Annotated in this window: 28 protein-coding genes; 13 read left to right on the top strand and 15 right to left on the bottom strand. The window is 37.3% G+C overall.

Annotation, left to right across the window (positions count from 1 at the left end; translation table 11 throughout):
• Positions 1-49: 49 nt before the first annotated feature.
• From O6P34_RS07845 to idi, 4 genes are all read right to left on the bottom strand, one after another.
• A complete protein-coding gene (locus O6P34_RS07845) occupies positions 50-1,018 on the bottom strand; it encodes a type I phosphomannose isomerase catalytic subunit (protein ID WP_269683960.1) in 969 nt (322 codons plus the stop codon).
• A gap of 60 nt (positions 1,019-1,078) precedes the next feature.
• A complete protein-coding gene (locus O6P34_RS07840; protein ID WP_269683959.1) occupies positions 1,079-1,543 on the bottom strand; it encodes a peroxiredoxin in 465 nt (154 codons plus the stop codon).
• Positions 1,543-1,953, bottom strand: a complete 411-nt coding sequence (locus O6P34_RS07835; RefSeq protein WP_269683958.1) for a 6-pyruvoyl trahydropterin synthase family protein — start codon at positions 1,951-1,953, stop codon at positions 1,543-1,545. The genes O6P34_RS07840 and O6P34_RS07835 overlap by 1 nt, the downstream gene beginning before the upstream one ends.
• Positions 1,954-2,116: 163 nt before the next feature.
• A complete protein-coding gene (idi, locus tag O6P34_RS07830) occupies positions 2,117-2,644 on the bottom strand; it encodes an isopentenyl-diphosphate Delta-isomerase (protein ID WP_269683957.1) in 528 nt (175 codons plus the stop codon).
• A 287-nt stretch (positions 2,645-2,931) separates the two neighbouring features.
• Here idi and msrB point away from each other — a divergent pair, with 287 nt between their 5' ends.
• From msrB to O6P34_RS07805, 5 genes are all read left to right on the top strand, one after another.
• The gene (gene msrB, locus O6P34_RS07825; RefSeq protein ID WP_269683956.1) at positions 2,932-3,492 is read left to right on the top strand and encodes a peptide-methionine (R)-S-oxide reductase MsrB; all 561 of its coding nucleotides are present in this window, start codon (positions 2,932-2,934) and stop codon (positions 3,490-3,492) included.
• Position 3,493: 1 nt separating this feature from the next.
• Positions 3,494-4,120 (top strand): peptide-methionine (S)-S-oxide reductase MsrA, encoded by a 627-nt coding sequence (gene msrA / locus O6P34_RS07820; protein WP_269683955.1) that lies wholly within the window; start codon positions 3,494-3,496, stop codon positions 4,118-4,120.
• A 114-nt stretch (positions 4,121-4,234) separates the two neighbouring features.
• Positions 4,235-4,447 (top strand): SHOCT domain-containing protein, encoded by a 213-nt coding sequence (locus O6P34_RS07815; RefSeq protein ID WP_269683954.1) that lies wholly within the window; start codon positions 4,235-4,237, stop codon positions 4,445-4,447.
• Positions 4,448-4,630: 183 nt separating this feature from the next.
• On the top strand, positions 4,631-5,728 hold the full coding sequence (locus tag O6P34_RS07810; protein ID WP_269683953.1) for a glycoside hydrolase family 130 protein: 1,098 nt from the start codon (positions 4,631-4,633) through the stop codon (positions 5,726-5,728).
• Positions 5,729-5,760: 32 nt separating this feature from the next.
• Positions 5,761-6,246, top strand: a complete 486-nt coding sequence (locus tag O6P34_RS07805) for a nuclear transport factor 2 family protein (RefSeq protein WP_269683952.1) — start codon at positions 5,761-5,763, stop codon at positions 6,244-6,246.
• A 27-nt stretch (positions 6,247-6,273) separates the two neighbouring features.
• Here the strand turns inward: O6P34_RS07805 and O6P34_RS07800 are convergent, their stop codons facing one another.
• Complete coding sequence (locus O6P34_RS07800; protein WP_269683951.1) at positions 6,274-7,836, bottom strand: NAD(P)/FAD-dependent oxidoreductase; 1,563 nt, start codon at positions 7,834-7,836, stop codon at positions 6,274-6,276.
• 191 nt (positions 7,837-8,027) lie between these two features.
• Between O6P34_RS07800 and O6P34_RS07795 the strand changes: the two genes are divergently transcribed.
• A complete protein-coding gene (locus O6P34_RS07795; RefSeq protein ID WP_269683950.1) occupies positions 8,028-8,264 on the top strand; it encodes a hypothetical protein in 237 nt (78 codons plus the stop codon).
• 143 nt (positions 8,265-8,407) lie between these two features.
• Here the strand turns inward: O6P34_RS07795 and recQ are convergent, their stop codons facing one another.
• Complete coding sequence (recQ, locus tag O6P34_RS07790) at positions 8,408-10,603, bottom strand: DNA helicase RecQ (RefSeq protein ID WP_269683949.1); 2,196 nt, start codon at positions 10,601-10,603, stop codon at positions 8,408-8,410.
• Between the two features lie 85 nt (positions 10,604-10,688).
• On the opposite strand from recQ, the gene O6P34_RS07785 reads away from it, so the two are divergent.
• The 5 genes from O6P34_RS07785 (at position 10,689) to O6P34_RS07765 (ending at position 13,924) form a co-directional block, all read left to right on the top strand.
• Entirely contained in the window at positions 10,689-11,654 is a 966-nt protein-coding gene (locus O6P34_RS07785; protein ID WP_269683948.1) for a KpsF/GutQ family sugar-phosphate isomerase, read from the top strand.
• The gene (tatC, locus tag O6P34_RS07780) at positions 11,654-12,472 is read left to right on the top strand and encodes a twin-arginine translocase subunit TatC (RefSeq protein WP_269683947.1); all 819 of its coding nucleotides are present in this window, start codon (positions 11,654-11,656) and stop codon (positions 12,470-12,472) included. The genes O6P34_RS07785 and tatC overlap by 1 nt, the downstream gene beginning before the upstream one ends.
• Positions 12,462-12,809 carry a carboxymuconolactone decarboxylase family protein gene (locus O6P34_RS07775; RefSeq protein ID WP_269683946.1) on the top strand — a complete coding sequence of 116 codons (348 nt, stop codon included), beginning with the start codon at positions 12,462-12,464 and terminating at the stop codon, positions 12,807-12,809. The genes tatC and O6P34_RS07775 overlap by 11 nt, the downstream gene beginning before the upstream one ends.
• 97 nt (positions 12,810-12,906) lie before the next feature.
• Entirely contained in the window at positions 12,907-13,647 is a 741-nt protein-coding gene (lptB, locus tag O6P34_RS07770; RefSeq protein WP_269683945.1) for an LPS export ABC transporter ATP-binding protein, read from the top strand.
• A 40-nt stretch (positions 13,648-13,687) separates the two neighbouring features.
• The gene (locus O6P34_RS07765; protein WP_269683944.1) at positions 13,688-13,924 is read left to right on the top strand and encodes a DUF5808 domain-containing protein; all 237 of its coding nucleotides are present in this window, start codon (positions 13,688-13,690) and stop codon (positions 13,922-13,924) included.
• A 94-nt stretch (positions 13,925-14,018) separates the two neighbouring features.
• On the opposite strand, the gene O6P34_RS07760 is transcribed toward O6P34_RS07765, so the two are convergent.
• Positions 14,019-14,879: a glycoside hydrolase family 25 protein gene (locus O6P34_RS07760; RefSeq protein ID WP_269683943.1), complete on the bottom strand. Its 861-nt coding sequence runs from the start codon at positions 14,877-14,879 to the stop codon at positions 14,019-14,021.
• A gap of 10 nt (positions 14,880-14,889) precedes the next feature.
• Complete coding sequence (locus O6P34_RS07755) at positions 14,890-15,591, bottom strand: CDP-alcohol phosphatidyltransferase family protein (RefSeq protein ID WP_269683942.1); 702 nt, start codon at positions 15,589-15,591, stop codon at positions 14,890-14,892.
• Between the two features lie 190 nt (positions 15,592-15,781).
• Between O6P34_RS07755 and O6P34_RS07750 the strand changes: the two genes are divergently transcribed.
• Both O6P34_RS07750 and O6P34_RS07745 read left to right on the top strand, forming a co-directional pair.
• Complete coding sequence (locus O6P34_RS07750) at positions 15,782-16,849, top strand: putative type IX sorting system protein PorV2 (RefSeq protein ID WP_489886161.1); 1,068 nt, start codon at positions 15,782-15,784, stop codon at positions 16,847-16,849.
• A 171-nt stretch (positions 16,850-17,020) separates the two neighbouring features.
• Positions 17,021-18,160 carry a lipoprotein N-acyltransferase Lnb domain-containing protein gene (locus O6P34_RS07745; protein ID WP_269683941.1) on the top strand — a complete coding sequence of 380 codons (1,140 nt, stop codon included), beginning with the start codon at positions 17,021-17,023 and terminating at the stop codon, positions 18,158-18,160.
• Between the two features lie 38 nt (positions 18,161-18,198).
• On the opposite strand, the gene O6P34_RS07740 is transcribed toward O6P34_RS07745, so the two are convergent.
• From O6P34_RS07740 to rffA, 7 genes are all read right to left on the bottom strand, one after another.
• Positions 18,199-19,593, bottom strand: coding sequence for an exopolysaccharide biosynthesis polyprenyl glycosylphosphotransferase (locus tag O6P34_RS07740; protein ID WP_269683940.1), 1,395 nt, complete (start codon positions 19,591-19,593; stop codon positions 18,199-18,201).
• Positions 19,594-19,801: 208 nt separating this feature from the next.
• Positions 19,802-21,145, bottom strand: a complete 1,344-nt coding sequence (locus O6P34_RS07735) for an O-antigen ligase family protein (protein WP_269683939.1) — start codon at positions 21,143-21,145, stop codon at positions 19,802-19,804.
• Positions 21,142-22,218 carry a glycosyltransferase family 4 protein gene (locus tag O6P34_RS07730; RefSeq protein WP_269683938.1) on the bottom strand — a complete coding sequence of 359 codons (1,077 nt, stop codon included), beginning with the start codon at positions 22,216-22,218 and terminating at the stop codon, positions 21,142-21,144. Before O6P34_RS07730 ends, O6P34_RS07735 begins: the two co-directional genes overlap by 4 nt.
• Positions 22,215-23,333 carry a glycosyltransferase gene (locus tag O6P34_RS07725; protein ID WP_269683937.1) on the bottom strand — a complete coding sequence of 373 codons (1,119 nt, stop codon included), beginning with the start codon at positions 23,331-23,333 and terminating at the stop codon, positions 22,215-22,217. The genes O6P34_RS07730 and O6P34_RS07725 overlap by 4 nt, the downstream gene beginning before the upstream one ends.
• A 2-nt stretch (positions 23,334-23,335) precedes the next feature.
• Positions 23,336-24,325: a glycosyltransferase family protein gene (locus O6P34_RS07720; RefSeq protein ID WP_269683936.1), complete on the bottom strand. Its 990-nt coding sequence runs from the start codon at positions 24,323-24,325 to the stop codon at positions 23,336-23,338.
• 39 nt (positions 24,326-24,364) lie between these two features.
• Positions 24,365-25,609, bottom strand: a complete 1,245-nt coding sequence (locus tag O6P34_RS07715; protein WP_269683935.1) for a hypothetical protein — start codon at positions 25,607-25,609, stop codon at positions 24,365-24,367.
• On the bottom strand, positions 25,606-26,721 hold the full coding sequence (rffA, locus tag O6P34_RS07710; RefSeq protein ID WP_269683934.1) for a dTDP-4-amino-4,6-dideoxygalactose transaminase: 1,116 nt from the start codon (positions 26,719-26,721) through the stop codon (positions 25,606-25,608). Before rffA ends, O6P34_RS07715 begins: the two co-directional genes overlap by 4 nt.

Below are 26,721 nucleotides of genomic sequence, written 5' to 3'. Positions count from 1 at the left end.
TAATTTTAATTTGCGTTTGCAAAAGTACACATAATCTTTCTATTCCCGACTATGAAATGTAAATTTCTAAAATTGAAGCTTTTCCATTGATAACGAACGCATTCATGGCAGCCGGAATTAAAATAGTATCGCCTTTTTGGTATTCGTATGTTACAGTATCATATTCAAGTTCAAAAGCGCCCTCAACACACATATAAACAGTAAAGCTTTTACCGGAATTCACTACCGAAATTTCTCCGTCTAACGGAATAAAATTTGTGGTGAAATAAGGGCAATCCACTACAGCATTGGACTGATTCAATACTTTATCGTATTTTTTATGGGATTCAACCACATCGTAATTAATCGCTTCTAACGCTAAATCAACATGCAATTCCCTGGTATTACCCTGAGCATCTACACGATCAAAATCATACAGACGATAAGTAATATCCGAAGTTTGTTGTATTTCTGCAATAACTAATCCCGCTCCTATCGCGTGAACTGTCCCGGTTTCTAAAAAGAAAACATCTCCTTCTTGTACGGGTATGGTATCCAATAAAGAAAGTAAACTTTTGTTTTTCAAACTTTCTAAATAGGCTGCAGCATTCGATTTTTCTTTGAAACCAACAATGATTCTCGCATCGGTATCGGCTTGCAGAACGTACCACATTTCAGTTTTTCCAAAGGAATTATGACGCTTTTTTGCCAATACATCATTAGGATGTACTTGTATCGATAAATCTTCACGGGCATCCAAATACTTAAAAAGCAAAGGAAATTGTTTCCCGAATCGTTGATGAACAGCGGTTCCCAAAATAGCATCGGGAGATTCATTGATAACAGTTGTTAATGACTTTCCTTTTAAAGCTCCGTTCGCAATAACGCTGACATCGCCTTCTACGGTTGATAATTCCCAACTTTCGCCGGTAATTTTTGAGGAAATCGGTTTATGAAGTAAGGTGTTTAGTTTTTCGCCTCCCCAGATTCTTTCTTTCAGAATGGGGTCAAATTGTAGGGGGTATACTGCTGAATTCATTTCGTTTTTTTGGCAAATTTCGTTAATTTAACGTAATTAAAGTACTACTATTTAATTTTTTTATGATACTAATTTCCGAATCGCTTCCAAAGCTTTAGGAATATGCTTCGTAGGCATCATACTGCTGTCGAAAATCAGCTGTATGATACCGTTTTTATCGGCTACATAGGTAACTCTTCCGGGTAGTAAGCCCAACAACCCTGTTGGAACTCCAAAAAGTTTTCTGATTTTTTTATTCGCATCGGATAATAGAATAAAAGGAAGCTGGTATTGTTTAGCAAATTTTTGATGGGAAGCAACACTATCACTGCTGACACCGATAACCTCCGCACCCAAATCCGTAAAATCTTCGTATTGATCACGAAAACTGCACGCTTGAGCCGTACATCCCGGCGTATTATCCTTGGGATAAAAATAAACTACCAATGGCTTTTTCCCTAGTAGTGTGGCACTGTCAAAATCATTACCGTTTGTGTCTTTTGCTTTGAAATGAGGAATTTTATCTCCTTTTTGTAATGCTGCCATTATTCGCCTTTATAGGTTACAAAATTGCGGGGGGTTTCATAAAGAACCACTTCCAATGCCAATTCTGGTTTGATTTTTTTTCTGACTTTGTTCCAAATAACAACGACTATGTTTTCGGCCGTTGGATTCAAATCCTGAAATTCCGGTACATCCAGATTCAAATTCTTATGATCAAATGAATCTTCTACTTCTTCCTTTATAATATCAGATAAGAACTTAACATCCATCACATAACCCGTCTCGGGATCAATGGCGCCGGTTACACTTACAATCAACTCATAATTATGACCGTGAAAATTCGGATTATTGCATTTACCAAAAACGGCATCGTTCTTTTCGAAAGTCCAATCCTTGCGATACAACCGGTGGGCTGCATTAAAATGAGCCTTTCGGGAAATAGTTACTTTCATAAATGATTTGATTGTTAATTACCAATTTTTAAATATTAAAACCTATACTCTGTAATTTGAGACCTGCCTCCAAAACCCAATACCCAATACCAAAAACCCAAAACCTATGACCCAAAACCTAACACCCAAGACCTAACACCCAAGACCCAAACCCCCAATCCCCTTAAACAGTATGTTCTTCAAGGAAATGATAAAACTCATCAAAAATAATCTTGAACCAAACCGTATACAATTCGGGATGGATTTCCATATCTGTTTTCACATCTTCAATTCGCATCCATTTCCAATCTTCAACTTCTTCGTGGTTAACCGAAGGATTGTCATTGTAATAACCAATCATCACATGATCCAATTCATGTTCGGTCAATCCATTATCAAAAGGCGCTTTGTATATAAAATGAAAAAGTTCTTTGATAGGAGTTGAAAAACCCATTTCTTCAAATAATCGTCGGCTTCCTGCCTCAATATTCGTTTCTCCTTCCCTTTGATGGCTGCAACAAGTATTGGTCCACAACAAAGGCGAATGGTATTTATGACGGGCGCGTTGTTGCAACAAAAGCTCCTTGGCATCGTTTAAAATAAAAACGGAAAAGGCACGATGCAAGACGGCTTTTTCATGTGCTTCCAGTTTTGGCATTAAGCCTATTGGCTCATCGTTCTCGTTAACTAATATGACGTTTTCTTCTAACATGGTACTATTTTACACGTCAAAAATACGAAAAAAGAAATGGTATCAATAGCCTTTTTGAAATTGTGAAAAGTTTAACGAGTGTTGAATATTTGAATGTTATAATTTTATAATGAAATAAATACCTTGTGTTGTTTATTTTATTTTACATGAAAAACAGAAAACCAAAACGACTCTTTTGTCGTAAATGATTAAGAAGGTTGAAATAAAAATAAAAAACATTCCTTTGTAAACCAGACGCCGATTCTGATAGAAAGACGGCTGAACATTGGAAACAAAAATCAAAAAATATGAAAATAAAAAATCAATTAGGTTGCTTGCTCTTCTTACTGCCGTTGTTCATTTTTACGGCCTGCGGACAAACTGCCGGCACACCAACTAATACATCAAAAGCAATTACTATGAAAAATACCATCAGTAAACCCGAAAACCCGTACTATTCGAATACGGATACCAACAAAATTTCCATTTCGGATGCGGAATGGAAAAAAGTATTGCCGGAAGACGTATATGAAGTCACCCGAAATGCCGATACCGAAAGACCTTTTACCGGAAAATATTGGAACACCGATGAAAAAGGAACATATTATTGTGCGGCTTGTGGCAACAAATTATTTCGTTCCGGAGCAAAATTCGCCAGCAATTGCGGTTGGCCCAGTTTTTTTGAACAGGAATCCAAAGAAAGTGTAAGCTACAAAAAAGACAATTCACTTGGAATGGAACGAATCGAAGCGCTTTGCGGCCGATGCAACGGACATTTAGGACACTTGTTTGATGATGGTCCCGAACCAACAGGAAAAAGATACTGCATGAACTCCATTGCACTCGATTTTATACCCGATACCAAATAATATGAAAAAGCTAATCTTAATCAGTTTGCTCAGCACATTAAGCATGTTGGGACAAAACAAAAACACGACTAAACCCTTAAAAGCATCGAATCTGGAAACCATTACGCTCGCCGGCGGTTGTTACTGGTGTGTAGAAGCGGTGTATGAAAACCTGATGGGCGTACAATCGGCAGTATCGGGCTACGCAGGTGGCAAAACACCCGATCCTACTTACGAGGCCGTTTCTTCCGGAAGAACCGGTTATGCCGAAGTAGTCCAAATTACGTATGACAAAACCGTTACCAATCTGGACGAAATTTTCAAAGTCTTCTTTACCGTTCATGATCCGACCACTTTAAACCGTCAGGGTGCCGATGAAGGAACCCAATACCGTTCTGCCATCTTCTACAAAAATGAAGAACAAAAAAGAGCAGCGCAAGCGGTGATCAATGATTTGAAAAAAGCAAAAATTTACGACTCCCCAATAGTGACGACCTTGGAACCTTTCACAAAATTTTATAAAGCAGAAATGTATCATCAGAATTATTACGAAAACAATAAAAACCAACCGTATTGCGAAAGAGTGATTCAGCCTAAACTAGAAAAATTCGAGAAAGTATTTAAAAATCGCTTAAAGAAGAAAAATTAGAATCCAAAACCAAAAAAAACAGAAAATCCCCAACAAAAATCGTTCTATGAATTGAATTTAAACAACTGAAATTCATATCTTTACATATTATTTTAACCCCTTAATAACTCTAATATGTATTACGAACATCACTTTTGGGGCATGCATCTTTTATGGTGGATATTTTGGATTATCTTAATACTATGGATATTTGCAACACCCTATGAAATTCCGGGACAACGAACAAAAACCGAGACTCCCCTGGACATCCTGAAAAAAAGATTAGCAAAAGGAGAAATCACAAACGAAGAATTTGACGAAAAGAAAAAAATCTTGGAGGAAAAGTAAAAAGCAAAACACCAACTCATTTCAAAGTGAAACAAGCCTGTTAAAAACTATTTTAACAGGCTTGTTTTTTTGTAAAAGGAATTTTAACGATTAAATCAGTATCTTTATTTTACAGTAATTCAAAAATGAAGCTAAGATAGAAGATCGAAAGCAGCATAATTTTAAACCAATCTTTTTATTCCAATGAAAAAAATAATAGGCCTGCTATCATTATTCCTTTTGTTTAATGGCAAAATAAGCGCACAACAAAACGTCTCTAAAGCAGTAAAAAATCAGGATTGGGCGATACTAGGCTTTACCAAAGCTGACAGCATCAACCCTATTTTAGTTCCGGATACCAATCAAACATTCACCTGTCCGGTAAGCAATAAAAAAGTCCAATGGGAAGAACGCAATGTACTCAATCCTTCTGCTGTGGTAAAAGACGGTAAAATATATTTGATTTACAGAGCTCAGGATCATGAAATGACTTCCCGATTAGGATTAGCTGTCAGCGACGATGGTCTCCATTTCACCAAACTAGCGGCTCCTGTTTTCTATCCCGAAAACGACAACATGATGCAATACGAATGGAAAGGTGGCGTAGAAGATCCCCGTATTATAGAAAGTGATAACGGAACCTATATTATGACCTACACCTCTTATGATGGAAAAACAGCCAGACTCTGTTTAGCCAGTTCAAAAAACCTAACCACTTGGACGAAACATGGATTGGTTTTACACCAAGAAAAATACAAAGATCTTTGGTCTAAATCCGGCGCAATAGTAGGGGAACGTGTGGGTGATAAAATCAAAGCAGTAAAAATAAAAGGAAAATATTGGATGTATTTTGGGGATACCGACTTGTACTTGGCCACTTCAGAGGACCTGATACACTGGGAAGTTGCCGAGAATGAAGAGAATAAGAAAATGATTTCGGTTTTACATCCGCGAATGGGGTATTTTGACAGCCGTTTAGTTGAACCCGGTCCTTTTGCCTTACTCCAGAAAGAAGGAATTCTATTGATTTATAATGGCAGTAATGCGGCAAATTACAATGATTCAAAATTGCCAAAATTTACTTATGCAGCTGGTCAGGCATTATTTGACAAAGAAAATCCATATAAACTGATAGACCGTATGGACCAGTATTTTATTCATCCGGACAAACCCTATGAAAAAACCGGAGAGGTAAATGAGGTGTGTTTTGTAGAAGGATTAGTTTATTTTAAAAAACAGTGGTTCCTCTATTATGGCACTGCGGATTCTAAAATTGCTGTTGCCGTAAAAAACCAAAAATAACAGTAGCAGATTACAAGTAAAAACCAATTCTCATGAAAAGAAAACAGTATCTATGGATCCGCTTGGCGCTGATAATTCTAATATTGACTTTTGCAAACCCGATACATGCGCAAGAAAAAAAAGTAGCACCAACATCCGCAGCGCTCTATCATGAAATAGAACAAATGGATCAGATTGTATTTGATGCTTTCAACCGAAAAGAATTCGCAAAATTCAAATCGTTATTTACAGAAGATTTAGAATGGTTTCAAGACAACGGAGGTTTACTTTCCTATGAAACCGTATTTACTAATTTTGAGAATAGGTTTCAAAATGAAAATAAACTAACCCGAAAATTAGTTCCCGGAAGTTTGGAAGTCCATCCTGTTAAAGACTATGGAGCCATTCAAATTGGAGTTCACGAGTTCAGACACATGGAAAATGGCAAAGAAGAAATAGGTACTTTTAAATTCCTGATGATTTGGAAGAAAAAAGACAATCAATGGAAAATCTCAAGAGTGGTAAGTTACGACCATTAAAAATAAAACCACTCGGCCCGAATTAAATTATACCTTCAAAATGGCACCACTTTTCAACGCACATTGCTCTCCGTCAATCGCAGCCGAAATAATCCCGCCGGCATAACCTGCCCCTTCACCGCAAGGATATAAACCTTTGATTTGCAGATGCTCTAAGGTTTCAGCATTACGCGGGATGCGCACTGGTGAAGAAGTTCGGCTTTCTGGCGCATGCAAAATAGCTTCATTAGTCAGATATCCACGCATCGATTTTCCAAATTCAGTGAACCCTTCGCGCAAAATTTGAGATAAAAATCCAGGAAAAACCTGCCCCATTTCTACCGAAGTGGTTCCGGGAACATAAGACGTTTTCGGAATAGCGGCAGAGACTTTATTTTGGGTAAAATCAACCATGCGCTGCGCAGGCACTTTTTGGGTCTCCCCTGCCAAATGCCACGCTTTTTGTTCAATGCTCTTTTGAAATTCCATTCCGGCCAAAGCACCAAACTTAGCAAAAGGTTTAAAATCTTCCAGTTTCAATTCGATTACAATTCCAGAATTAGCCGTAGCCTGATCGCGTTTAGAAGGAGACCAGCCATTGGTCACAACCTCACCGGGACTGGTCGCACAAGGCGCAATCACACCACCGGGACACATACAAAACGAATACATTCCCCTTCCGCCTACTTGTTTCACAATCGAATAAGGTGCAGGTGGCAGATGCTCTCCGCGATAATCACAACTGTATTGAATACGGTCTATTAAGGACTGCGGATGTTCGGCTCTTACGCCCAAGGCAAAAGGCTTAGCTTCGATAAAAACTTTTTTCCGGTCTAATAATTCAAAAATATCACGGGCAGAATGTCCGGTGGCCAAAATGAGTTTTTTAGCTAGAATCGTATCCCCTTTTTGGGTAACAACGCCCTGCACTTCATTGCTTTTAATCAAAATATCGGTCAAACGGGTTTCAAACAAAACCTGTCCGCCACATTCGATAATTTTCTCCCGAATGTCTTGAATAATCTGAGGCAATTTATTGGTCCCAATATGCGGATGCGCATCAACCAAAATATCCGGAGAAGCACCAAAAGCGACCAATAACTCTAAAATCCGGGTAACATCACCTCTTTTTTTGGAACGCGTGTATAATTTTCCGTCGGAATAGGTTCCTGCCCCACCTTCGCCAAAACAATAATTAGAATCTTCATCAACCACATGATCGACATTAATGGCTTTCAAATCCCTTCTTCTGCCGCGAACATCTTTTCCACGCTCTAAAACAATCGGTTTCAAACCCAGTTCTATGAGTTGCAAAGCCGCAAAAAGTCCCGCAGGACCAGCACCAACAACAATCACTTCAGGAGCGGAAGACACATTTTTATAATCCGGAAGTTGAATCGGATGCTCCAAAATAGACTCGCCTTCGAGATAAATCACCACTTTCAAATTTATTTTGATGGCTTTCTGACGCGCATCAATAGAGCGCTTCAAAATAGAAACATGTTGTATATCACGTTCCGAAACTTTAATTTGTTTCGATAAATACGTTTTGAGCAACAGTTCGTTGGCAGCAATTTCGGGAGTGACTTGTAAAAGGAGTTCTTGAGGCATTATTTATTTTTTATGCGTTGATTTGACTGATCGATTTTTCGAAAAACAAAACAAAGTACAAAAATAGTATTTTGTAGTGGAATTAAGGTTTTAATATGAAATCCATTTTCAAATTTCCAAATCAGCTGAATTTCAAATTAGACTTTGTAACTTTGAGGCTTAAAAACAAGTAAACCATTAACCGCTTCAAAATGTCGAGAAAAATAAAACTGATTTGGGATTTTCGTGGACCGGCTTCCGCAAAAACAGCGGAGCACCACGAAATTCATTTAAAAGAATACATCGCTATTGAAAAACTGCCATTAAACATCACCGGTTTTGAAATTCAAAGTGAAATGCAGGCTATTGCGTTTATGGTAGTCACCGATGAAAATATGATTCAGGTAAGAGATGCTTTGAAACCGCATCGGGGAGAGCTTTTTCAGTAAAAAGAATGAAAATTACAGGTTTTAGACAACAGATAGCAAAATCTCTAAATACTAAACCCAATCCCAAAAACCCAACATCCAATACCTAAAACCCAATCCCCAACACCCAACACCCAATACCCAATACCTAACACCCAAAAACCCTAATTAGCTACCTCACTAATAAATTTTATACGCATTAAACGCAATTCATCAATATCATATTCGCCATCAAATTCTTTTAAAGCATCTTCTATTTTATCCGATTCGGATTCCATAAAATAATCATGAATCTCTTCTTGCTGATCGTCATCCAACAATTCATCAACCCAATATTTGATGTTTAACTTCGTTCCGGAATAAACAATTTGTTCCATTTCTTTAATCAGATCATCCATTTTCATCCCTTTGGCGGAAGCAATATCATCAAGAGATAATTTTCGGTCGATATTTTGAATGATGTATAATTTATTGGCCGAATTAACTCCGGTAGATTTCACCACCAAATCATCCGGGCGGATAATATCATTATCGGTTACATAACGGCTGATTAAGGCCACGAATGCAGCACCGTATTTCTTGGCTTTTCCTTCTCCGACACCATGAATATTAATCAATTCCTCTTGAGAAATAGGATATTTTAAAGCCATGTCCTCCAACGATGGATCTTGAAAAACAACAAACGGCGGAACTCCGAGTTTCTTAGCTTCTTTTTTACGCAAGTCGCGCAACATACTCATCAAAACTTCATCGGCAGTACCGGTAGATTTTGAGGCGGTAACAATAGCTTCATCTTCAGATTCGTTGTATTCATGATCTTCTGACATCATAAAAGAAAATGGGTTTTGAATGAAATCCAACCCTTTTTTAGTGACTTTTACGATACCATAGGTTTCTATATCTTTAGTCAAAAATCCGGCTACCAATACTTGTCGAAGCAAGGCCATCCAATACTTTTCATCATGATCCGCTCCGGAACCAAAGAATGATTGAGAGTCGGTTCGATGCGCTTTTATTACGGCATTGACACGTCCTATCAAGGTAAATACAATTTCTTTTGATTTGTACAAATGTTTGGTATCCCGAACAATCTCTAACAGTTTAACAACTTGATCTTTTGCCTCTATTTTCGTTTTTGGATTGCGGACATTATCGTCCATATCGGCGCCTTCTCCGGTTTCGCTGTCGAATTCTTCTCCGAAATAATGCAACAGAAACTTTCTTCTGGACATTGAAGTTTCGGCATAAGCTACTACTTCCTGCAACAATGCAAAACCAATTTCTTGCTCTGCTACGGGTTTTCCCGACAGGAATTTTTCTAGTTTTTCAACATCTTTATACGAATAATAGGCCAAACAATGCCCTTCACCACCATCTCTTCCGGCACGACCGGTTTCTTGATAATAACTCTCTAAGGACTTTGGAATATCATGATGAATAACAAAACGCACATCGGGTTTGTCAATTCCCATTCCAAAAGCAATAGTAGCCACCACCACATCTACATCTTCCATCAGAAACATATCCTGATGTTTGGCACGTGTTTTAGCATCCAGTCCCGCATGATACGGAACCGCACTAATACCGTTTACTTGTAAAACTTCGGCAATAGCCTCTACTTTTTTACGGCTTAAACAATAAATAATTCCGGATTTCCCTTTGTGCTGTTTGATAAAACGAATAATATCAGATTCGATATTCTTCGTTTTTGTACGCACTTCGTAATATAAATTAGGTCTGTTGAAAGAGGCTTTGAAAGTAGTCGCATCCGACATGTCCAAATTTTTCAGGATATCTTCCTGAACTTTTGGAGTGGCTGTAGCCGTCAATCCTATAATGGGAACATCTCCCAATTGCTTAATGATATGTCTTAAATTTCGGTATTCCGGTCTGAAATCATGCCCCCATTCTGAGATACAGTGGGCTTCATCAATGGCAACAAAAGAAATAGTCACCGTTTTAAGAAAAGTTACATACTCCTCTTTATTTAAAGATTCCGGCGCTACATATAATAATTTAGTCAATCCGGAAGTGATATCCTTCTTAACCTGGGCAATTTCTGTTTTAGTTAATGAAGAATTCAATACGTGCGCAATACCATTTTCTGAAGATAAGCTTCGAATGGCATCCACCTGATTTTTCATCAAGGCGATCAAGGGAGATACTACAATCGCAGTTCCGGGTTGAACCAAAGCCGGCAATTGGTAACAGAGTGACTTCCCGCCACCTGTTGGCATAATCACAAATGTATTTTGTTTATTAAGGATACTTTTTATGACTTGTTCCTGTAACCCTTTAAATTGGCTGAAGCCAAAATACTTCTTTAATTCTTTGTGTATGTCAATTTCGTTTGAATTCATTCTATATTATGTGGTATTTTGTATAAATTTGCATTACATAAAGATACAACTTTCTTTTACACATACAAATTTTAACCATTCTGTTTTGATAACTAAAGAAAATATATTGGCTAGTGCCAAAAAAACAATTTTATCGGAAAGTAAAGCCATTGCAAAACTAGCTGATTTTGTAGACGAAAATTTCAGCAATGCCACACAGTGTATTTACAATTCAAAAGGCAGATTGGTCGTTACCGGAATAGGAAAAAGCGCCATTATTGCTCAAAAAATGGTAGCTACTTTTAATTCTACCGGAACACCATCGCTTTTTCTTCATGCTGCCGAAGCCATACATGGCGATTTAGGAATGATTCAAAATGACGATGTGATTATATGCATTTCAAAAAGCGGCAACAGCCCCGAAATCAAAGTTTTGGTCCCCTTATTAAAACGGTTTGGCAATACGCTGATTGCAATAACAGGCAATACAAGTTCGTTTCTGGCCAAAGGATCCGATTTTGTTTTGAACACTACTGTAGAAGCCGAAGCCTGCCCAATTAACTTAGCACCAACAAACAGCACAACAGCTCAATTAGTAATGGGCGATGCAATTGCCGTTTGCCTGATGGAAATGCGGGATTTCAAAGCCGAAGATTTTGCCATCTATCATCCCGGTGGCGCTTTGGGCAAAAAACTACTACTCCGTGTCAAAGACATGTTAGAGAATTCATTGAAACCGATGGTCGCTCCGGAAGCTTCCATCAAACAGGTAATTTTCGAAATTTCGGAAAAACGATTAGGCGTTACTGCTGTTGTGGAAGACAATAAAGTCATCGGAATTATTACCGATGGCGACATCAGAAGAATGCTGAACGAAAGAGACACTTTTGCTGATTTAACCGCTAAAGATATTATGACTAAGAATCCAAAAATGACTTCCTCTGCCGCAATGGTAGTAGATGCATTTAATAGTATGGAAGATTTCTCCATCACCCAATTAGTGGTTGTAGACGACATGGAATACAAAGGCGTACTGCATATACATGACATTCTAAAAGAAGGAATCGTATAATGAGTAAGAAGAACCTAAACGAAATGTCCTTTCTGGACCATCTGGAGGAATTGAGATGGCTGTTAGTGCGCAGTACAATTGCTATTTTAATAATGGCTACGATTACTTTCTTTGTGAGTGATTATATTTTTGATGTCATTATTTTCGGACCAACAAGTCCCGATTTCATCACCTACCGATTTTTTTGTGATTTATCACATCAATTAGGATTTGCCGACAGTATTTGCGTCACCGAAATGCCTTTTATCATCCAGAATACGGATATGGAAGGACAGGTAAACATCTTAGTTTGGACGTGTATCACCGCCGGTTTTATATTAGGATTCCCAATAATCCTTTGGGAAATATGGAAATTCATCAGTCCTGCTTTGTATGAGAAAGAAAAAAAACATGCCAAACTCTTTATTTTTGTATCCTCATTATTGTTCTTTTTGGGCGTTTTGTTCGGTTATTTTGTAATCGTCCCAATGTCGGTAAACTTTTTTGCCACGTTCAAAGTCAGTGATGTAGTAAAAAATCAGTTTAGCATCGATTCCTATATTGGTATGGTAAAAACGAGCGTTATTGCCTGCGGATTGTTTTTTGAATTGCCCATTATCATTTATTTCTTAACGAAACTGGGCTTAGTAACTCCTGTCTTTTTGAGAAAATATTGGAAATATGCAGTAATTATAATCCTTGTGGTAGCCGCTATTGTGACACCTCCGGATGTAGTAAGTCAGATAATTGTGGCCTTACCGATGTTAGTAATCTACGAAGCGAGTATCTTTATTTCGGTACTTGTAGTAAGAAATCAAAAGAAAGTAAATGGACAATAGCATTCAGGAATTCAACGAGTACCGTTCTAAAATGAACGAAAAATTATTGGCAGACAACAATAAAATTGTCAAACGAATTTTCAATTTAGATACCAATGCCTACGCTGCTGGAGCTTTAGACGTAAAAACAAAAGAATTGTTAGGCCTAGTGGCTTCAACCGTTTTACGTTGTGACGATTGTGTAAAATACCATTTGGAAACCAGCTACAAAGAAGGAGTGACCAAAGAGGAAATGATGGAAGCCATGGGAATTGCCACACTCGTTGGCGGAACCATTGTAATTCCGCATTTGCGTAGAGCGTATGAATTCTGGGAAGCTTTAGAAGAAACTAAATAATTGTTAACAGGACAAGGTATTGATTTGTTTATTCGTTTATTTGACGGCCAAACGAATCAACATTACTCCGTTAAACAATCAAACGATAAACTAAAAAATGAAATTAAGAGCCGAAAATCTTATAAAAACCTATAAAGGTCGTAGTGTCGTGAAAGGCATTTCGGTAGAAGTAAATCAAGGTGAAATTGTGGGGCTGCTGGGTCCAAATGGAGCTGGTAAAACGACTTCTTTTTATATGATTGTTGGATTGGTAAAACCCAATTCAGGAAACATTTACCTTGATAATTTAGACATTACCGATTACCCGATGTACAAAAGAGCCCAACAAGGAATTGGCTATTTGGCACAAGAAGCTTCGGTGTTCAGAAAATTAAGCATTGAAGACAATATCCTGAGTGTTTTACAATTGACCAAACACACCAAAGCGGAACAAGAAGCCAAAATGGAAAGTTTGATTGAGGAGTTTGGTTTACAACACATTCGCACCAACAGAGGGGATTTACTTTCGGGTGGAGAACGCCGCCGTACCGAAATTGCGCGTTGTCTTGCGACGGATCCAAAATTCATACTACTCGACGAACCATTCGCAGGGGTCGATCCGGTTGCTGTAGAGGATATCCAACGTATTGTAGCTCAGTTAAAAAATAAAAATATCGGAATCCTGATTACCGACCACAACGTACAGGAAACCTTAGCCATCACTGACAAAACCTACCTGATGTTTGAAGGTGGAATCTTGAAAGCCGGAATTCCGGAAGAATTAGTAGAAGACGAAATGGTACGCCGCGTGTACCTTGGACAAAACTTCGAATTAAGAAAGAAAAAATTAGAGTTTTAGTAAAACAATCAACAGTCCGTTGAAACAAAATCCATAAAAAATGGGAAATCAAGAAGAACCCAGTCAGGAAACTCTGAACAAATGGCATAAAGATCCAAACAACTGGAAATGGGGAATGTTCTATTATAACAAAGATGACAAACGAATTTTTCCTCCAAAAAGAATCGCTTGGATGGGCTTTACCGTCAACTTCGCCAACCGAAATTCAGTACTGTTTTTTATAATTTTCTTGGCGTTCTTTTTATTCATTGTATTCATAATCGAAACAAAAAAATAATTCGCAAAACACCCAAAGACCCAACATCTAAAACCCAACACCAAACACCAAAGACCCAACACCTAAAACCCAATACCCAACACCCAAAAAAACCCTACTCCACCGTAATAAACCCCAACTGCTCTAAATCGCCGTTGTAAATATTAATATCCACCGAAGTTTTAATACCCGGCACAGTAGCTTTCTCCGTAAATTGCCAAAACAGCCAATCCTCTTCTATAGATTCTCGGTAAAAATTATAATTGGCGATCCAAAACAAATACGCGCTGAATTCTTCTTTCAAAAAATCATCATAATATTTCTCGCCGGTATAAATAATAGGCTTCACTTTATAATGGGATTCTACTTTATGAAGCCAGCGCTTCAAGCCAACTTTCAAACTGTCTATCGATTGATTTTTAGGAAGTTTTTCAATATCTAAAACCGGAGGCAAATCCCCTTTTCGGAGCGTCACCGTTTTGATAAACAATTCCGCTTGCTCGATAGAATTTTCATTGGGACGGTAATAATGATAAGCGCCACGAATCATTTTATTTTCTTTGGCGCCAAGCCAATTCCGTTTAAACTGACGATCCACCCTGTCTTTCCCCACGGTCGCCCGGATGAAAACAAAATCCAGTCGGTATTTTTGTTCCAAAGTATCGACATAAGACCAACTGATTTTTTCCTGATACTCAGAAACATCCAAACCAATGGACTTGCCTTCGTGTTTTTCTAAAACCTGAAAATTACGAACATCCGACAAATGCTTGGAAGTAGCCGATTGCAATACTTTATCAGACTTAAAACCCAAATAATAAGCCAGTCCCTCCCGATAATGATAGGCGGTACCAAGAACAAATACAACAAGAAAAAGAATTCCTGAATAACACCCTACTTTTCCCGAAAAAAAAGAGGATTTCTTTTTGGATTTACGGAATGGTACTGGTTTTCTTGGAACAGGTTTTCTTCTCATGCAACGAAAACTACTTAGAAAAAAATATATTATTCACCACAGAAAGAAGGACATAAAAAACAATGACCAAAAGTATACCTAAATACTGAAAGAAAACCAACAGCAACAAAGACAAGAAAAGAAAGACAATTTGAAGTGCATTGTCCTTCAAATTAAATTTTTTGATTTTTAGGGAAAATAACGGAATTTCAGCATTCAAAATATAAACGCTCAACAAAGTAATCCCCAACAAAACGCCATAGTTAGTTAAAATCTCTAATACAATCATAGAATCTGAATACTGTAAAACTAAAGGCAAACTTAAAATAAAGAGCGCATTGGCAGGAGTCGGCAAGCCTATAAAAGAGTCGGTTTGACGGGTATCAATATTAAAATTTGCCAAACGATAACAAGACCCTAAGGCAATCAGAAATCCCAAAAAGGACAAATAGTGATTCGGATTAGAACTGTCTTCCATCAAAGTAAACATAACAAATCCGGGAACTACGCCACTGGTAACCATATCGGCCAAAGAATCCAATTGCAAACCAAGCGGACTGGAAACCTGAAACAATCGGGCAAAAAAACCATCAAAAAAATCCAAGAAAATACCTAGACATACAAAATAAAAGGCCATTTCATAATTCCGGTCAACCGCAAAAACAAGGGCAATACAACCACAAAAAAGATTCAATAAGGTAATCAGATTTGGAATATGCTTTTTAATTGTCATAGTAATTTTAATTTAGCGTCAAGAGCGACAAATTTAATATAATAAGTTCAAGAGCCGTGCGTTTTTAATAGAGATTTTTCATCAAGCCGGTCCCTTTTATATTATTTAGCAAAAGGAAGAAATAAGCTCGGTAAAAAATTATATTTTTGATGAAAATGTAACGCCCTTTGGGGAGCTAAAAATAATCCTTTTGAAAAAAACGTTCCTGTTTGTATTTTTGATAAGCCTAAGCATGTACAGCCAGGCAGTCCGGAAATACTCCAATGAGTTCATGAACATTGGTGTTGATGCCGCCGCTTTGGGCAGGGCCAATACCGCTGTGGCAGCGACAACTGATGTCAATTCGGGCTATTGGAATCCTGCAGGTTTAATCCATCTCGAAGACCATCAGGTATCCCTGATGCACGCCAATTATTTTGCCAATATTGCCCAATACGATTACATAGCCTATGCCAGCCCGATAGATGACCGGAGCGCCTGGGGAATTTCGATGATCCGTTTTGGGGTCGACGACATCCTCAATACGACCGAATTAATTGACAGCGAAGGCAATATCGACTACAACCGCATCAGCTTATTCTCGACAGCCGATTATGGATTCACCTTTTCTTATGCTCGAAAATTACCGGTTCCCGGATTTCAATATGGCGTGAATGCCAAAATAATCCGACGCGTAATCGGTAAATTTGCGAATTCTTGGGGATTTGGTTTTGATGTTGGACTCCAATTAGAAAGGAACGATTGGCAATTTGGACTGATGGTCCGCGACATTACGACTACTTATAATGTGTGGAGTATTGACGAACAAGAATACCAAAAAGTAGCGAATGCGATTCCAGGTGAAAATCAGGAATTACCGGAAAGCACGGAGATTACCGCACCAAAAATACAACTGGGAGTAGCTAAAAAATTCAATATTCACTACGATTACAGCATTTTGGCTGCAGCCAATATGAACATGCGATTGACCAAAACCAATGATATATTGGCGACCGATGCAGTAAGTATCGATCCGGCTTTGGGATTCGAATTCGGTTATACCGACTTAGTTTTTCTCAGAGCGGGTGTTGGAAATTTTCAAAAAGTAACACAAATAGACAACACCGAAAAAGTAGGGTTCCAACCAAATATAGGAGTAGGTTTTAAATACAAAGGCATTCAAATTGATTATGCGCTAACCGATTTAGGAAACCAAAGTACCGCTTTATATTCGAATATATTTTCGGTAAAAGTAGAGTTGGGAATGTTCAGAAACTAAGTGGTAATCGAAAGCGTACTATTTGCTGTCATTCAAAAAAACCACCCAAAAACAGTGTGAAGTACTTTAGTTACTTTGAGTATCTTTGCAAAACAAACCTGCTAAAAAAGGATAAAACAAGACACCTGAATAGCAAACTAACGCTTGTTGCACGCTAACACTTTTTGCCAAATGAATCTTTACCTTTTAAAAAAATTAGTTCTTTTTATACTCCTATTTACCACCATAAACTATAGTTTCGGACAAAACCATTTATTGTCAAAAGAAGCAAAAGTAAGCGTAATTACTTGCGGAACGGGCAACGAATCCTATTCCATGTTCGGACATACTGCCATCCGTATCAACGACCCGTTCAACAACATCGATTGGGTTTACAATTATGGGGCTTTTGATTTTGGAACACCCAATTTTGTATTAAAATTCATCAAAGGCGACTTACAGTATTTTGCCGTAGTGCATCCGTATGCTGATTTTATAAACGAATATACGTATGAAAAAAGGTCGGTTTACGAACAGGAATTAGAAATTCCCAATACGCTGAAACAACAATTATTTGATAATTTAAATACTTCTTTAGCCTCAGGGGAAAGCCACTACACCTATAAATTTATCGATAAAAACTGTACTTCGATGGTGGTGGACATCATCAACAAAACACTCGACACCACGGCCATTGTAAAAAACGCCGATACTGACATTACGTACAGAACAATTCTGTACCCGTATTTTGACCATCATTTTTATGAAAAATTAGGAACCAGCATCATTTTCGGAAAAAAAGTGGACGGAATGGGGACGCAACTGTTCTTACCTTTTGAGTTAGAAAAAAGTTTAAAAACAGTACACTTTAAAAAGCAACTGCTAGCAAAAGAAACAAAAACACTGTTGGAATTCGAAAAAGAAGTTCCTTTTTCTTGGTGGAATAATGGCTACACCTACCTGCTGATTTTGGGAGGCATCCTGATACTAAACAAAAGAAGTGTGAATTTTGGTTACCTCGGATTACTGGCGGTAATAGGCTTATTTTTTATTTTTGCGGGAAGCTATTCATTGCACCGGGAATTAGAATACAATTACAACATATTGTTATTCAATCCGGCGCTACTGGCATTGCTTTATTTTTATGCCGTAAAAAAGGAAAAAGGAATCTATTATACAGCACTTTTCAATCTGCTTTCATTAGCCGTTTATGCTGTAATTTTGATAAACAAAGCCCATTTCTTAATCGTACTGCCAATGATAATTACAAGCACGGTCATTCTACTAAAACCAATACTAAAATCCCTAAAACCCAACACCCAGAACCTATAACCTAATACCCAAAACCCAACACCCAAAACCCAAAAAACCTATTGCCCCCTGTAAAAAACTACCGTAGTCACCGTTTTAAACATAATGTTCAAGTCCAGAAAAATACTGCGGTGCTTAATATAATACAAATCGTATTGCAGCTTAATTAAACTGTCATCAATGGTTTCTCCGTAAGAATAATTCACTTGTGCCCATCCGGTAAGTCCGGGTTTTATAACGTGACGGGTCTCATAAAAAGGCATTAATGCCGCAATTTCATCAACAAAAACGGGACGCTCGGGTCTTGGACCAATAACAGCCATTTCCCCTTTTAAAATATTGATAAATTGAGGAAATTCATCGATACGTGTTTTTCTCAAAAACTTGCCGAAAACGTTGATTCTGGCGTCATTAATCGTGGTAAAAACCGCACCGTTAGACTCCGCATTTTTTACCATGGTCCTGAATTTGAATATCTTAAAAACCTTTGAGTCTTTTCCAACACGTTCTTGGGTATAAAACAGGGTACCTCTGTTGCCCACAGCATTTCCGATAAGGATGAAAGGAAGAAAGAGAATACCTATAGACAATCCGGATACTGAAATTATAATTTCAAAAACCCGCACCATCAACAAATACAACTTATTGTTATTACTCCTGCTAAACGGGAAAAACCGATAAAAATCGCGGGAGATATACTGTACCGGAATACGCTGGGTTTTGCTTTCATAGACCTGCGTATATTCCCGAATAATATTTCCGGACTCCAACAAACCAATCAGCTGATGGTACAAATCTGCTGTAATACTGTCATTTTTTTGGGAAGCAATTACAATTTCGGAAATGGCATGCTCTTTTACGAAGGAAGTTAAGGTATCTTTCTTTATGTTTTTTACATAATGGTATTCAAAATCTTCAACACCATTACAATCCGAATTAACATAGGCAACAATTTTATAATGGGGATCAATATTTTCCAAGCCCAGAATCAATTCTTCGACTTGCTCTTTATCACAAATCAGTACCGCATTTTGAATAAATCGGTTGGAGGCCAAAAAAAGCACATAAACCATTCGCCAAAAAAGTAAAGCCAAAAATACGGTAAGATAAAAAATCAACATTTGTATTCGGTTGGAAGGCAGTTCCGGAGAAAAAACAGGAGTCAACAAATAAACCACAACAGTCGTGGAGGCAGTAAGAACCGTACTTCTGAAAATCTGAAACTGATTACTGGCCACCTGTAGATTATACATCTCGAAAATAGCACCAAAAAACATGATATAAATACCTAAAACAAAAGTCCAGGAAAAATTGGTGGAGGAAATACTGAAGTAACTAAAATTAAAAAAATACCCTACTAAATACAAAGCACTCAAAACAAAGGCAACGTCAAAAAGGCGCAGGATAATTTTCCGTTCTGAAATTTCAAAATGAATCTTATATTTAGAGGACATGGTATTATTTAGCTATTTGGGTGCAATTTAGGCATTTTGTTTAATATATAAATTGAACGGAACATTAATAAATGCGCTTTTTGGGGTTTTTTAGAAATAGAGGACCATAAATAAACAATGCTTAGAATAGAAACTGAAAAATAAGAATTTCGTAGTCATATCCTTTCTTGACAAGGAAAAACAAACCCGAACCCTATCGAAAACACGATTAATGTCTCACGCGCTTTTTAGGAAGCCCCAACTGGACATTCAGCAAAGACAAGGAATAGACAAAAGCGGGCGCTGCGGTTCGCATAGCGGCATGATTAATAGTCAACAACCAAAACAAAAGAAAACACAATAAAAACATATTGAATTGATTTTCTAAATATAAAATTAAGGGAGTAAAGAATAAAATAAGCAATCCAACAACACCAAAAAGACCATGTTCCGCTAACATTCGGGTGATTTCATCATGCGACTGCACTTCAACATTTGTTTCTGCTTTTCGGACTTCAACCCCTTTTCCGACACCAACTCCAAAAATGGGATTATTCAAAAAAGTGTTGATTTCATTTTGTGCCACATCTTCCCTTCCGGTAAACTTACTTTCTTTTACACGGCCTTTAGCATCTTGATTCGCATAGCGTTTATCTATAAGCCCCCCTGTTGTAAAAGAAGTATAGCCCCAAGTGGCAATCAAGGCAAGACCAACAAATACGATGATATAATTCAATTTGATTCTGCCTCCTGAATTGGATTTAAAATACAAAAATAACAACAGGAATAGTATCATTAAAAAACCGGTAATCATACCGCCACGCGAAAAAGTAAGCATCCCCCGATAAGTAATATTCAATGCCAGAATGAAATTAACAAGCACCTGAGATGTAGTTTTGGAAGCTAATATAATCCGTGAAAAGAAAATAAACATCCCTAAACCCAAAATAGTCGCAACCTGATTCGGACCATAGCCTCCCGAAGTCTGGAAATTAGATTCTGTACCCGTAATAACTTCCTGAATATTTGGAGTATAAAAAGTCAAATACACCATACATGTAATAACAGGCAGTCCCAAACTAAGCATTATCTGATTGATTTGCTGCATCGAAACAACACGCCTGAACGTATAAAGAGATGCAATGCCCAAACAGACTGGCCCCGAAACATTAAAAGCAATCGCTTTCCGAATATTAGTATCAAAATCCAGCGCAACGGTTGAAATCACAATACTGGGAACCAACAGCAGTAAAAAAAGCCAATAGGGAACGGCTCCCTTCGAAATCCCACTGTAATACATTCCAATCAAAAGAAAAATCATCACACCGTACTTCGAAATCTCATACAGAGGATTCCCGTCAGTCATCCTCAAAAAAACTTCGCTGCCTACTACATAAGCAGCAACCATAAGAGCTTCATTATTTTTATTCTGTTTTTTTATAATATAAAAGAAACCAAATATAAAAATAGAATAGCCATATATTTTGGAAGTAAATGGAAAAGCATAGCCCAATGCGCCGATAAGCACATGAAATACAATTAAATAGAGATACGAAAGGTCTTCTTTTTTCATTTTATTTGGGCACACCAATTTAAATACTTTGCTATAACCGCTTTTTCAGAATAATTCAAAACAACACTTTGATACAATTGCTCACCAAAGCTTTCACACAACGACGGATTCGCTATCAATTCAACCAAAGCTTCATAAAACAATCCCTCCTGTTGCGAAGCGATTAAAAAACCGTTTTCACGATGAGTAACCAAGGACGAAATCTCACCTACATCCGTAACAACAACGGGCTTCTTATGCCATCCATACTCCAAGAGCGCCACCGGTAAGCCTTCCGATTGTGAAGTCAGTATCGCAATAGCGGATTGATTCAAAATGTGAGACACATCTTCTTTTGAACCGTAAAGAAACACATTTTTTTCTAAATGAGAAGCAACAACTAATTGCTTAATTTTTTGAGAATACACATCATTAAAATCTTTTCCTACCAAATGAAAACTCCAGTCGGGATGAGTCTGTTGCACTCTTTTCGCCACTTCCAGCAGCAAAAAATGATCTTTTTGAGCTCTTAAATTGGCCAGACAAACAATGCGTTTTCCTGTAATACCAGATAATAATGTCTGTTCAGGAACAGTATTTTCTTCGGATGGGAAATTAGGCAAATAAAGCGTATTTTTTAAATGGAACTGTTGTTCCGACCACGTTTTCAATTTTTGATTAACCGCAATAATACCACTAAAAAAAGGAAGAACCAGACGCAAAACAAACCGGGGCCGTTGCGCCAAAAACTCACTGTCACCATAATGATCGTGCCAGATAAGTCGCACGGACGGACAAATTAATCGCAGTAAAAAAGCAAGAAAAAAAGAAGTGCTGTGTGCCTGAACCATCGCAACTTGGTTGGCTTTTACATACTGCCGCAACCGAAAAAGGGCTTTTAAATCAAGGACGCCTTTTTTATGCAAATACAAATAAGAAACCCCCGCATCAATTTGGCGAACAAGCGGACCTTCTTTTCGGGTGACCACCAAGCCTGAAAACGCAATTTTTTCCACTAAAGAATTGGCGTAACTGACTGCCATACGCTCCGCTCCTCCGGCTTCTAAGGAATCTATGATTTGAATAATCCTCATGAATGCAACAGTTTTTTAATTTCTGACTCCAATAAATCCGACGTATAAATTCTCGACCAAGCAGCGGCAGCGCTTTGCTTAGCATCAAAAACCGACTGATTGTTTAGAATAATTTCCATTTGGTCCGCATCTTTTTCAAGATTCATTTCCAGCAAAATCCCCCTTGTACCATAATCCAACATAAATGGCACACAGGAAACTGAGGTTGCGATAGGAACACACCCCCAAAACATTCCTTCGGCAATGGCTTTTGGCCAACCTTCACTGGCAGAGGGCAACAAAACAAAATGACTGTCCTGATACGCCTGCTGTACAACTGCTTTAGACTGGTTCCCCATCAATACAATTGCCTTTTCCAATTGTCGGGCTAAAATATAGCGCTCTAATGCCACACGTTCAACACCCTCCCCATACAAATGCAACTGCACATCATATCCCTTTTTCAAAAGAGTCTCCACGAATTGAATCGCGTACAATGGATTTTTACCGGAGACTAAAGCCCCGACAAAGACAAAGGAAATCGGCATTTTTAAATCTTTTGAACCAAAAGGAACTTGCTCCGCTTCTGAATAAGTAGCCGTAAAAAAAGGGGTAATATTGGGAGAGCTGCCTTCCCATTCTCCATACACTAACACCTGCATATTCTTGGTCAAAAAGGTACTGCTCAAAATCCATTTTTGCATCCGATACGTCCAAGGCTGCTGGGATTTGGGATCCCAGTTACCGGCATATTTCGCCGTTTTGGGAGTATTGGGAAATAAAATTTGAACCAAACATCCCAACAAACCAATATTTCCGGGACACCGCAAATGAATATGATCCGCATTTTGCATCGCTTTAAAAATAGTCCAAAGTAAACCGGGAAGTTTAAATAAAGTGAGCAAAACAGCTTGTACCGATAATAAATCAAAACTTGGAACAGGAATTAAGTGTAGGTGCTGATGTTCGTAAGGACTGTCAATGGCTGTTGCTTTACCGGAAACAAAAGGAGCTACAACGAGCAGTTCATCAACCTGTTTACCCCATATATTCATTTCACGAACATAAGGCGCATAAGCATAATACAGATTATCCGCTTGTGAATGGGGAACATGGGTGAATATTACAAACTTCATTTTTAACTATTATTTTTGGGATCAGCTACTAAATTTGGTGGGCTATTAAATACAAACTCAACTACATATTTTGCTTGTGCTTGAGGAGTGCAATAGGTATCAAAATAAAATTTACCATTTGCAGCTACTGCTTCATGATAGGCTGGATTAGCTATTATGGTATCGAAAATCGCTTTATATTCCGTTACATGTTCGATAAAACGCACTTCAGTATCCTGTCTAAAATTTTGAGGCAACTCAATTTTAAAAGGAAATGACAAAACAAACAAACCCTGATTTAAATACTCCGCTAGTCTCCAGCTCACTGCTCCACAAACTGCGGGATTATTTAAAACTATTTTAGAGGAGGCACTTAGCTTTGAAAATAGCTTCGGTGAATATTTTTCATGATTAAGCTCATTATCAAATCCGTAATTATGGCCATCAGAGCGCGGTATGAATCCGCCTTTAAAAGTTATTCTGCGATCAGCTTTACAAAAACGAATAAATTCCGCACGAATTTGATTGGTTTCGGGTTCTTTTTTCCAAATATTAGAAGAGAAAAAAATAAAATTATCTTTTCTAAATTTTTTTTTATACTGAATATATAAAGGCCTTCTCCAAAGAATATAAATCTGTTGCAGCACCTCTTTAAATTTCAAATAACGGAATAACCCTAATCCAAAAATACGACAATAAAGTAACACAATATTAACGGGATAGTGAGGGTAAAGTGGTTTAACTTTGGGTTGTTTGTAAGAATCATGATTAATAAGCTTATTCGTCACAAAGTAAACGCTGGCTAATTCATATAATTCTGAATGTACCCCGGTTGGATTGTCAGTATCAATTACAACAATGTTGTCATCAACCTTAAAAATCAGTAATGGCTTATTATTGAACTTAGTAAAACGAGAATCCATTTTGAATTGGACGTTATACATTTGACTCAATCCTAACAAATAGTAGGAAGAATAAAAATTAGGAATATTCAATACTTGTATTATCTTCATAATCTGATCATTTTATATAAACTGCATTTTTATCTTTTATCAGAAAAGCTCCATATGTTTATGTAAAATTCCGTATATTCCATATGCAGAAAAACAAATAAAAATCAAGTAATTGACTAAAATAAAGATATAATTAATTTTTTGCTGAAGTTGATAGTGATTATAAAAAACTATGGCGACAATAAAAATAGCAATATACCATCTTGGCTCGATATAGGAAATAATAATCAATGAAAAAATACTGAGCATTAGTACTAATGAATAGGGTACAAATAACATTGGGTTCAGGACTGTCGTCTTTTTTAAATTAATTCCAATAAAGTAAAAAGGAAATAACAATACTAAACCCAATTGCCTTACTCCAAAAAACATAGAATAGTAAAAATCTTTAAAAAACTCTGTAATCGTCATTGAATAATCAAAAGTCATCCCATCTAAAATACCGTCAGGCAGTGAATTGGAGCCATTTACCTTTAGATAGTCTTGTGTTTCTTCCCAACTGGGATGAGAAAAATTCGGCAGTTCCCCTTTGTTTACTAATAGTTGTGCTAAATACTGCCGTTGTGACCAACTCACTTTTGTTGTACTTGGGGGTGTTTTATTATCATAGGATAGTTTGCCTTTCACTAACAGACTAGGACTATTGAACAGCATGAAAAATAAAAAGAGGACTAAAGGAAACTGCATTCTTTTATTTAAAAAGACAAACCCATTTTTAAACAAAAAATAAAATCCTAACAATACCACCGGAGAATAAACAAGAAATAACTCTCTGGAAAAGAACGATATAATTAATCCTGAAAATGCCAATACCGGACTGTTCATTTTCTTATTCTCTATAAAATAAAATACCTCTGTAATAAAAACGACTAAGCCTGTAAAAAAAAGAGCATCATTTGTTCCTGCAAAAAAGTACCTTGATGTGGCTAAATAAAAAAATAAATAAATATAAAATATAGAGTTTTTAATAGTTACAACTTTAAAAAAATAAACCAGCAAAAGAAGCAACAATAAAACATTAGCCACTTTCAATGAAAAGTATCCATCCAAGAAAAAAGAAAAGGGATAGGCCAAAATCATGTACGGAATTGAAATGCTTTTTTCAATAGCTGCTATCCATCCGTTAGTTTTAATAAAAAGTAAATCATTTAAAAACAAAGATTCATCACCTCCGCATTCAGCAAGAAAAAGGGTGTAATAAAAGGATAGCATAAAGTAAAGTAAAACCGAAACCTTGAAAATCCACTCTATAGATAAATTGTATTTTAAGTACCACTCTTTCATAATGCGTCTATAATTTGTTGAGGATTTAATTCATAAAATAATGGCAAACGCAACAAACAATTAGAATACCTGTCCGATTGATTTAATACCCCACCGGTATGTTTATCCGCATAAAAAGAACTACTATGCAGGCTGATGTAATGAAAAACGGAAAGTATTTTTTTTCGTTGGAGTTTTTCAATAATCGTTTGTCGCTGCTCAATAGACTGACAAACAACATAAAACATATGACCATTATTGCTGGCATAAGATGGAATAAGAGGCAATTGAATTTCATTTTGCCTGGCCCAATTTAGCAAGGCCGTATTATAATGCTCCCAATGCAGTTTACGAACCTGCTGAATAGCATCCATATTCTCTAATTGTGCCCAAAGAAAAGCTGCGATAATTTCCGAAGGCAAAAAACTGGACCCTACAGCCACCCAACCATATTTATCAACTTCACCTCTAAAAAAAGAGGAACGATTAGTCCCTTTTTCCCAAATAATTTCTGCCTTTGCTGCAAACTGATTATCATTAACAACCAGCATACCTCCTTCGCCTGAAATAATATTTTTAGTCTCATGAAAAGAAAAAGCAGCTAAATGCCCTATAGAACCTAATGGCTTTTTTATTCCGTCTTTTCCGGTATAAAAACTGTCAATAGCCTGTGCTGCATCTTCTATAACATACAAATGATACGCTGTAGCTAAATCCATTATTTTATCCATATCACAGGAGACACCTGCATAATGCACAGGGACAATTGCTTTGGTTTTAGCCGTTATCAATCGTTCAATAGAATCTTCATCCATCCCGGGATGGTCTGCCCTGCTGTCGGCAAAAACGATGGTTGCACCACGAAGAACAAAAGCATTTGCTGTAGAAACAAAAGTATAAGAAGGCATAATAACCTCATCTCCTTCTTTTATATCAATCAATAGCGCGGCCATCTCCAGCGCATCGGTACAGGAAGTCGTCAACAAACATTTATTGAACCCATAGCGACGTTCAAAAAAATCATGACACAACTGGGTGTAATACCCGTTACCGGAAATCTTGCCTTTTCTGACAGCATCCTCAATATATTGGGTCTCTTTACCCGTAAAATAGGGCTTGTTGAATGGAATCAT

It is taken from the genome of Flavobacterium lacustre (genome assembly GCF_027474525.2).
Lineage (GTDB): Bacteria > Bacteroidota > Bacteroidia > Flavobacteriales > Flavobacteriaceae > Flavobacterium > Flavobacterium lacustre.
Note: the sequence above shows the minus strand (reverse complement) of the source record. Positions and strands in the feature narration are given on the sequence as shown.

Bases quoted from the DNA above. Each gene is read 5' to 3' on its own strand.
- O6P34_RS07845 (WP_269683960.1), bottom strand. From the start codon at position 1,018: ATGAATTCAGCAGTATACCCCCTACAATTTGACCCCATTCTGAAAGAA.
- O6P34_RS07730 (WP_269683938.1), bottom strand. From the start codon at position 22,218: ATGAGGATTATTCAAATCATAGATTCCTTAGAAGCCGGAGGAGCGGAG.
- O6P34_RS07740 (WP_269683940.1), bottom strand. From the start codon at position 19,593: ATGTCCTCTAAATATAAGATTCATTTTGAAATTTCAGAACGGAAAATT.
- O6P34_RS07755 (WP_269683942.1), bottom strand. From the start codon at position 15,591: ATGACAATTAAAAAGCATATTCCAAATCTGATTACCTTATTGAATCTT.
- O6P34_RS07760 (WP_269683943.1), bottom strand. From the start codon at position 14,879: ATGAGAAGAAAACCTGTTCCAAGAAAACCAGTACCATTCCGTAAATCC.
- O6P34_RS07715 (WP_269683935.1), bottom strand. From the start codon at position 25,609: ATGAAAGAGTGGTACTTAAAATACAATTTATCTATAGAGTGGATTTTC.
- O6P34_RS07835 (WP_269683958.1), bottom strand. From the start codon at position 1,953: ATGAAAGTAACTATTTCCCGAAAGGCTCATTTTAATGCAGCCCACCGG.
- O6P34_RS07795 (WP_269683950.1), top strand. From the start codon at position 8,028: ATGTCGAGAAAAATAAAACTGATTTGGGATTTTCGTGGACCGGCTTCC.
- tatC (WP_269683947.1), top strand. From the start codon at position 11,654: ATGAGTAAGAAGAACCTAAACGAAATGTCCTTTCTGGACCATCTGGAG.
- O6P34_RS07815 (WP_269683954.1), top strand. From the start codon at position 4,235: ATGTATTACGAACATCACTTTTGGGGCATGCATCTTTTATGGTGGATA.
- O6P34_RS07840 (WP_269683959.1), bottom strand. From the start codon at position 1,543: ATGGCAGCATTACAAAAAGGAGATAAAATTCCTCATTTCAAAGCAAAA.
- O6P34_RS07725 (WP_269683937.1), bottom strand. From the start codon at position 23,333: ATGAAGTTTGTAATATTCACCCATGTTCCCCATTCACAAGCGGATAAT.
- msrB (WP_269683956.1), top strand. From the start codon at position 2,932: ATGAAAATAAAAAATCAATTAGGTTGCTTGCTCTTCTTACTGCCGTTG.
- O6P34_RS07810 (WP_269683953.1), top strand. From the start codon at position 4,631: ATGAAAAAAATAATAGGCCTGCTATCATTATTCCTTTTGTTTAATGGC.
- O6P34_RS07800 (WP_269683951.1), bottom strand. From the start codon at position 7,836: ATGCCTCAAGAACTCCTTTTACAAGTCACTCCCGAAATTGCTGCCAAC.
- O6P34_RS07805 (WP_269683952.1), top strand. From the start codon at position 5,761: ATGAAAAGAAAACAGTATCTATGGATCCGCTTGGCGCTGATAATTCTA.
- rffA (WP_269683934.1), bottom strand. From the start codon at position 26,721: ATGATTCCATTCAACAAGCCCTATTTTACGGGTAAAGAGACCCAATAT.
- idi (WP_269683957.1), bottom strand. From the start codon at position 2,644: ATGTTAGAAGAAAACGTCATATTAGTTAACGAGAACGATGAGCCAATA.
- O6P34_RS07720 (WP_269683936.1), bottom strand. From the start codon at position 24,325: ATGAAGATAATACAAGTATTGAATATTCCTAATTTTTATTCTTCCTAC.
- lptB (WP_269683945.1), top strand. From the start codon at position 12,907: ATGAAATTAAGAGCCGAAAATCTTATAAAAACCTATAAAGGTCGTAGT.
- O6P34_RS07765 (WP_269683944.1), top strand. From the start codon at position 13,688: ATGGGAAATCAAGAAGAACCCAGTCAGGAAACTCTGAACAAATGGCAT.
- msrA (WP_269683955.1), top strand. From the start codon at position 3,494: ATGAAAAAGCTAATCTTAATCAGTTTGCTCAGCACATTAAGCATGTTG.
- O6P34_RS07735 (WP_269683939.1), bottom strand. From the start codon at position 21,145: ATGAAAAAAGAAGACCTTTCGTATCTCTATTTAATTGTATTTCATGTG.
- O6P34_RS07745 (WP_269683941.1), top strand. From the start codon at position 17,021: ATGAATCTTTACCTTTTAAAAAAATTAGTTCTTTTTATACTCCTATTT.
- O6P34_RS07775 (WP_269683946.1), top strand. From the start codon at position 12,462: ATGGACAATAGCATTCAGGAATTCAACGAGTACCGTTCTAAAATGAAC.
- recQ (WP_269683949.1), bottom strand. From the start codon at position 10,603: ATGAATTCAAACGAAATTGACATACACAAAGAATTAAAGAAGTATTTT.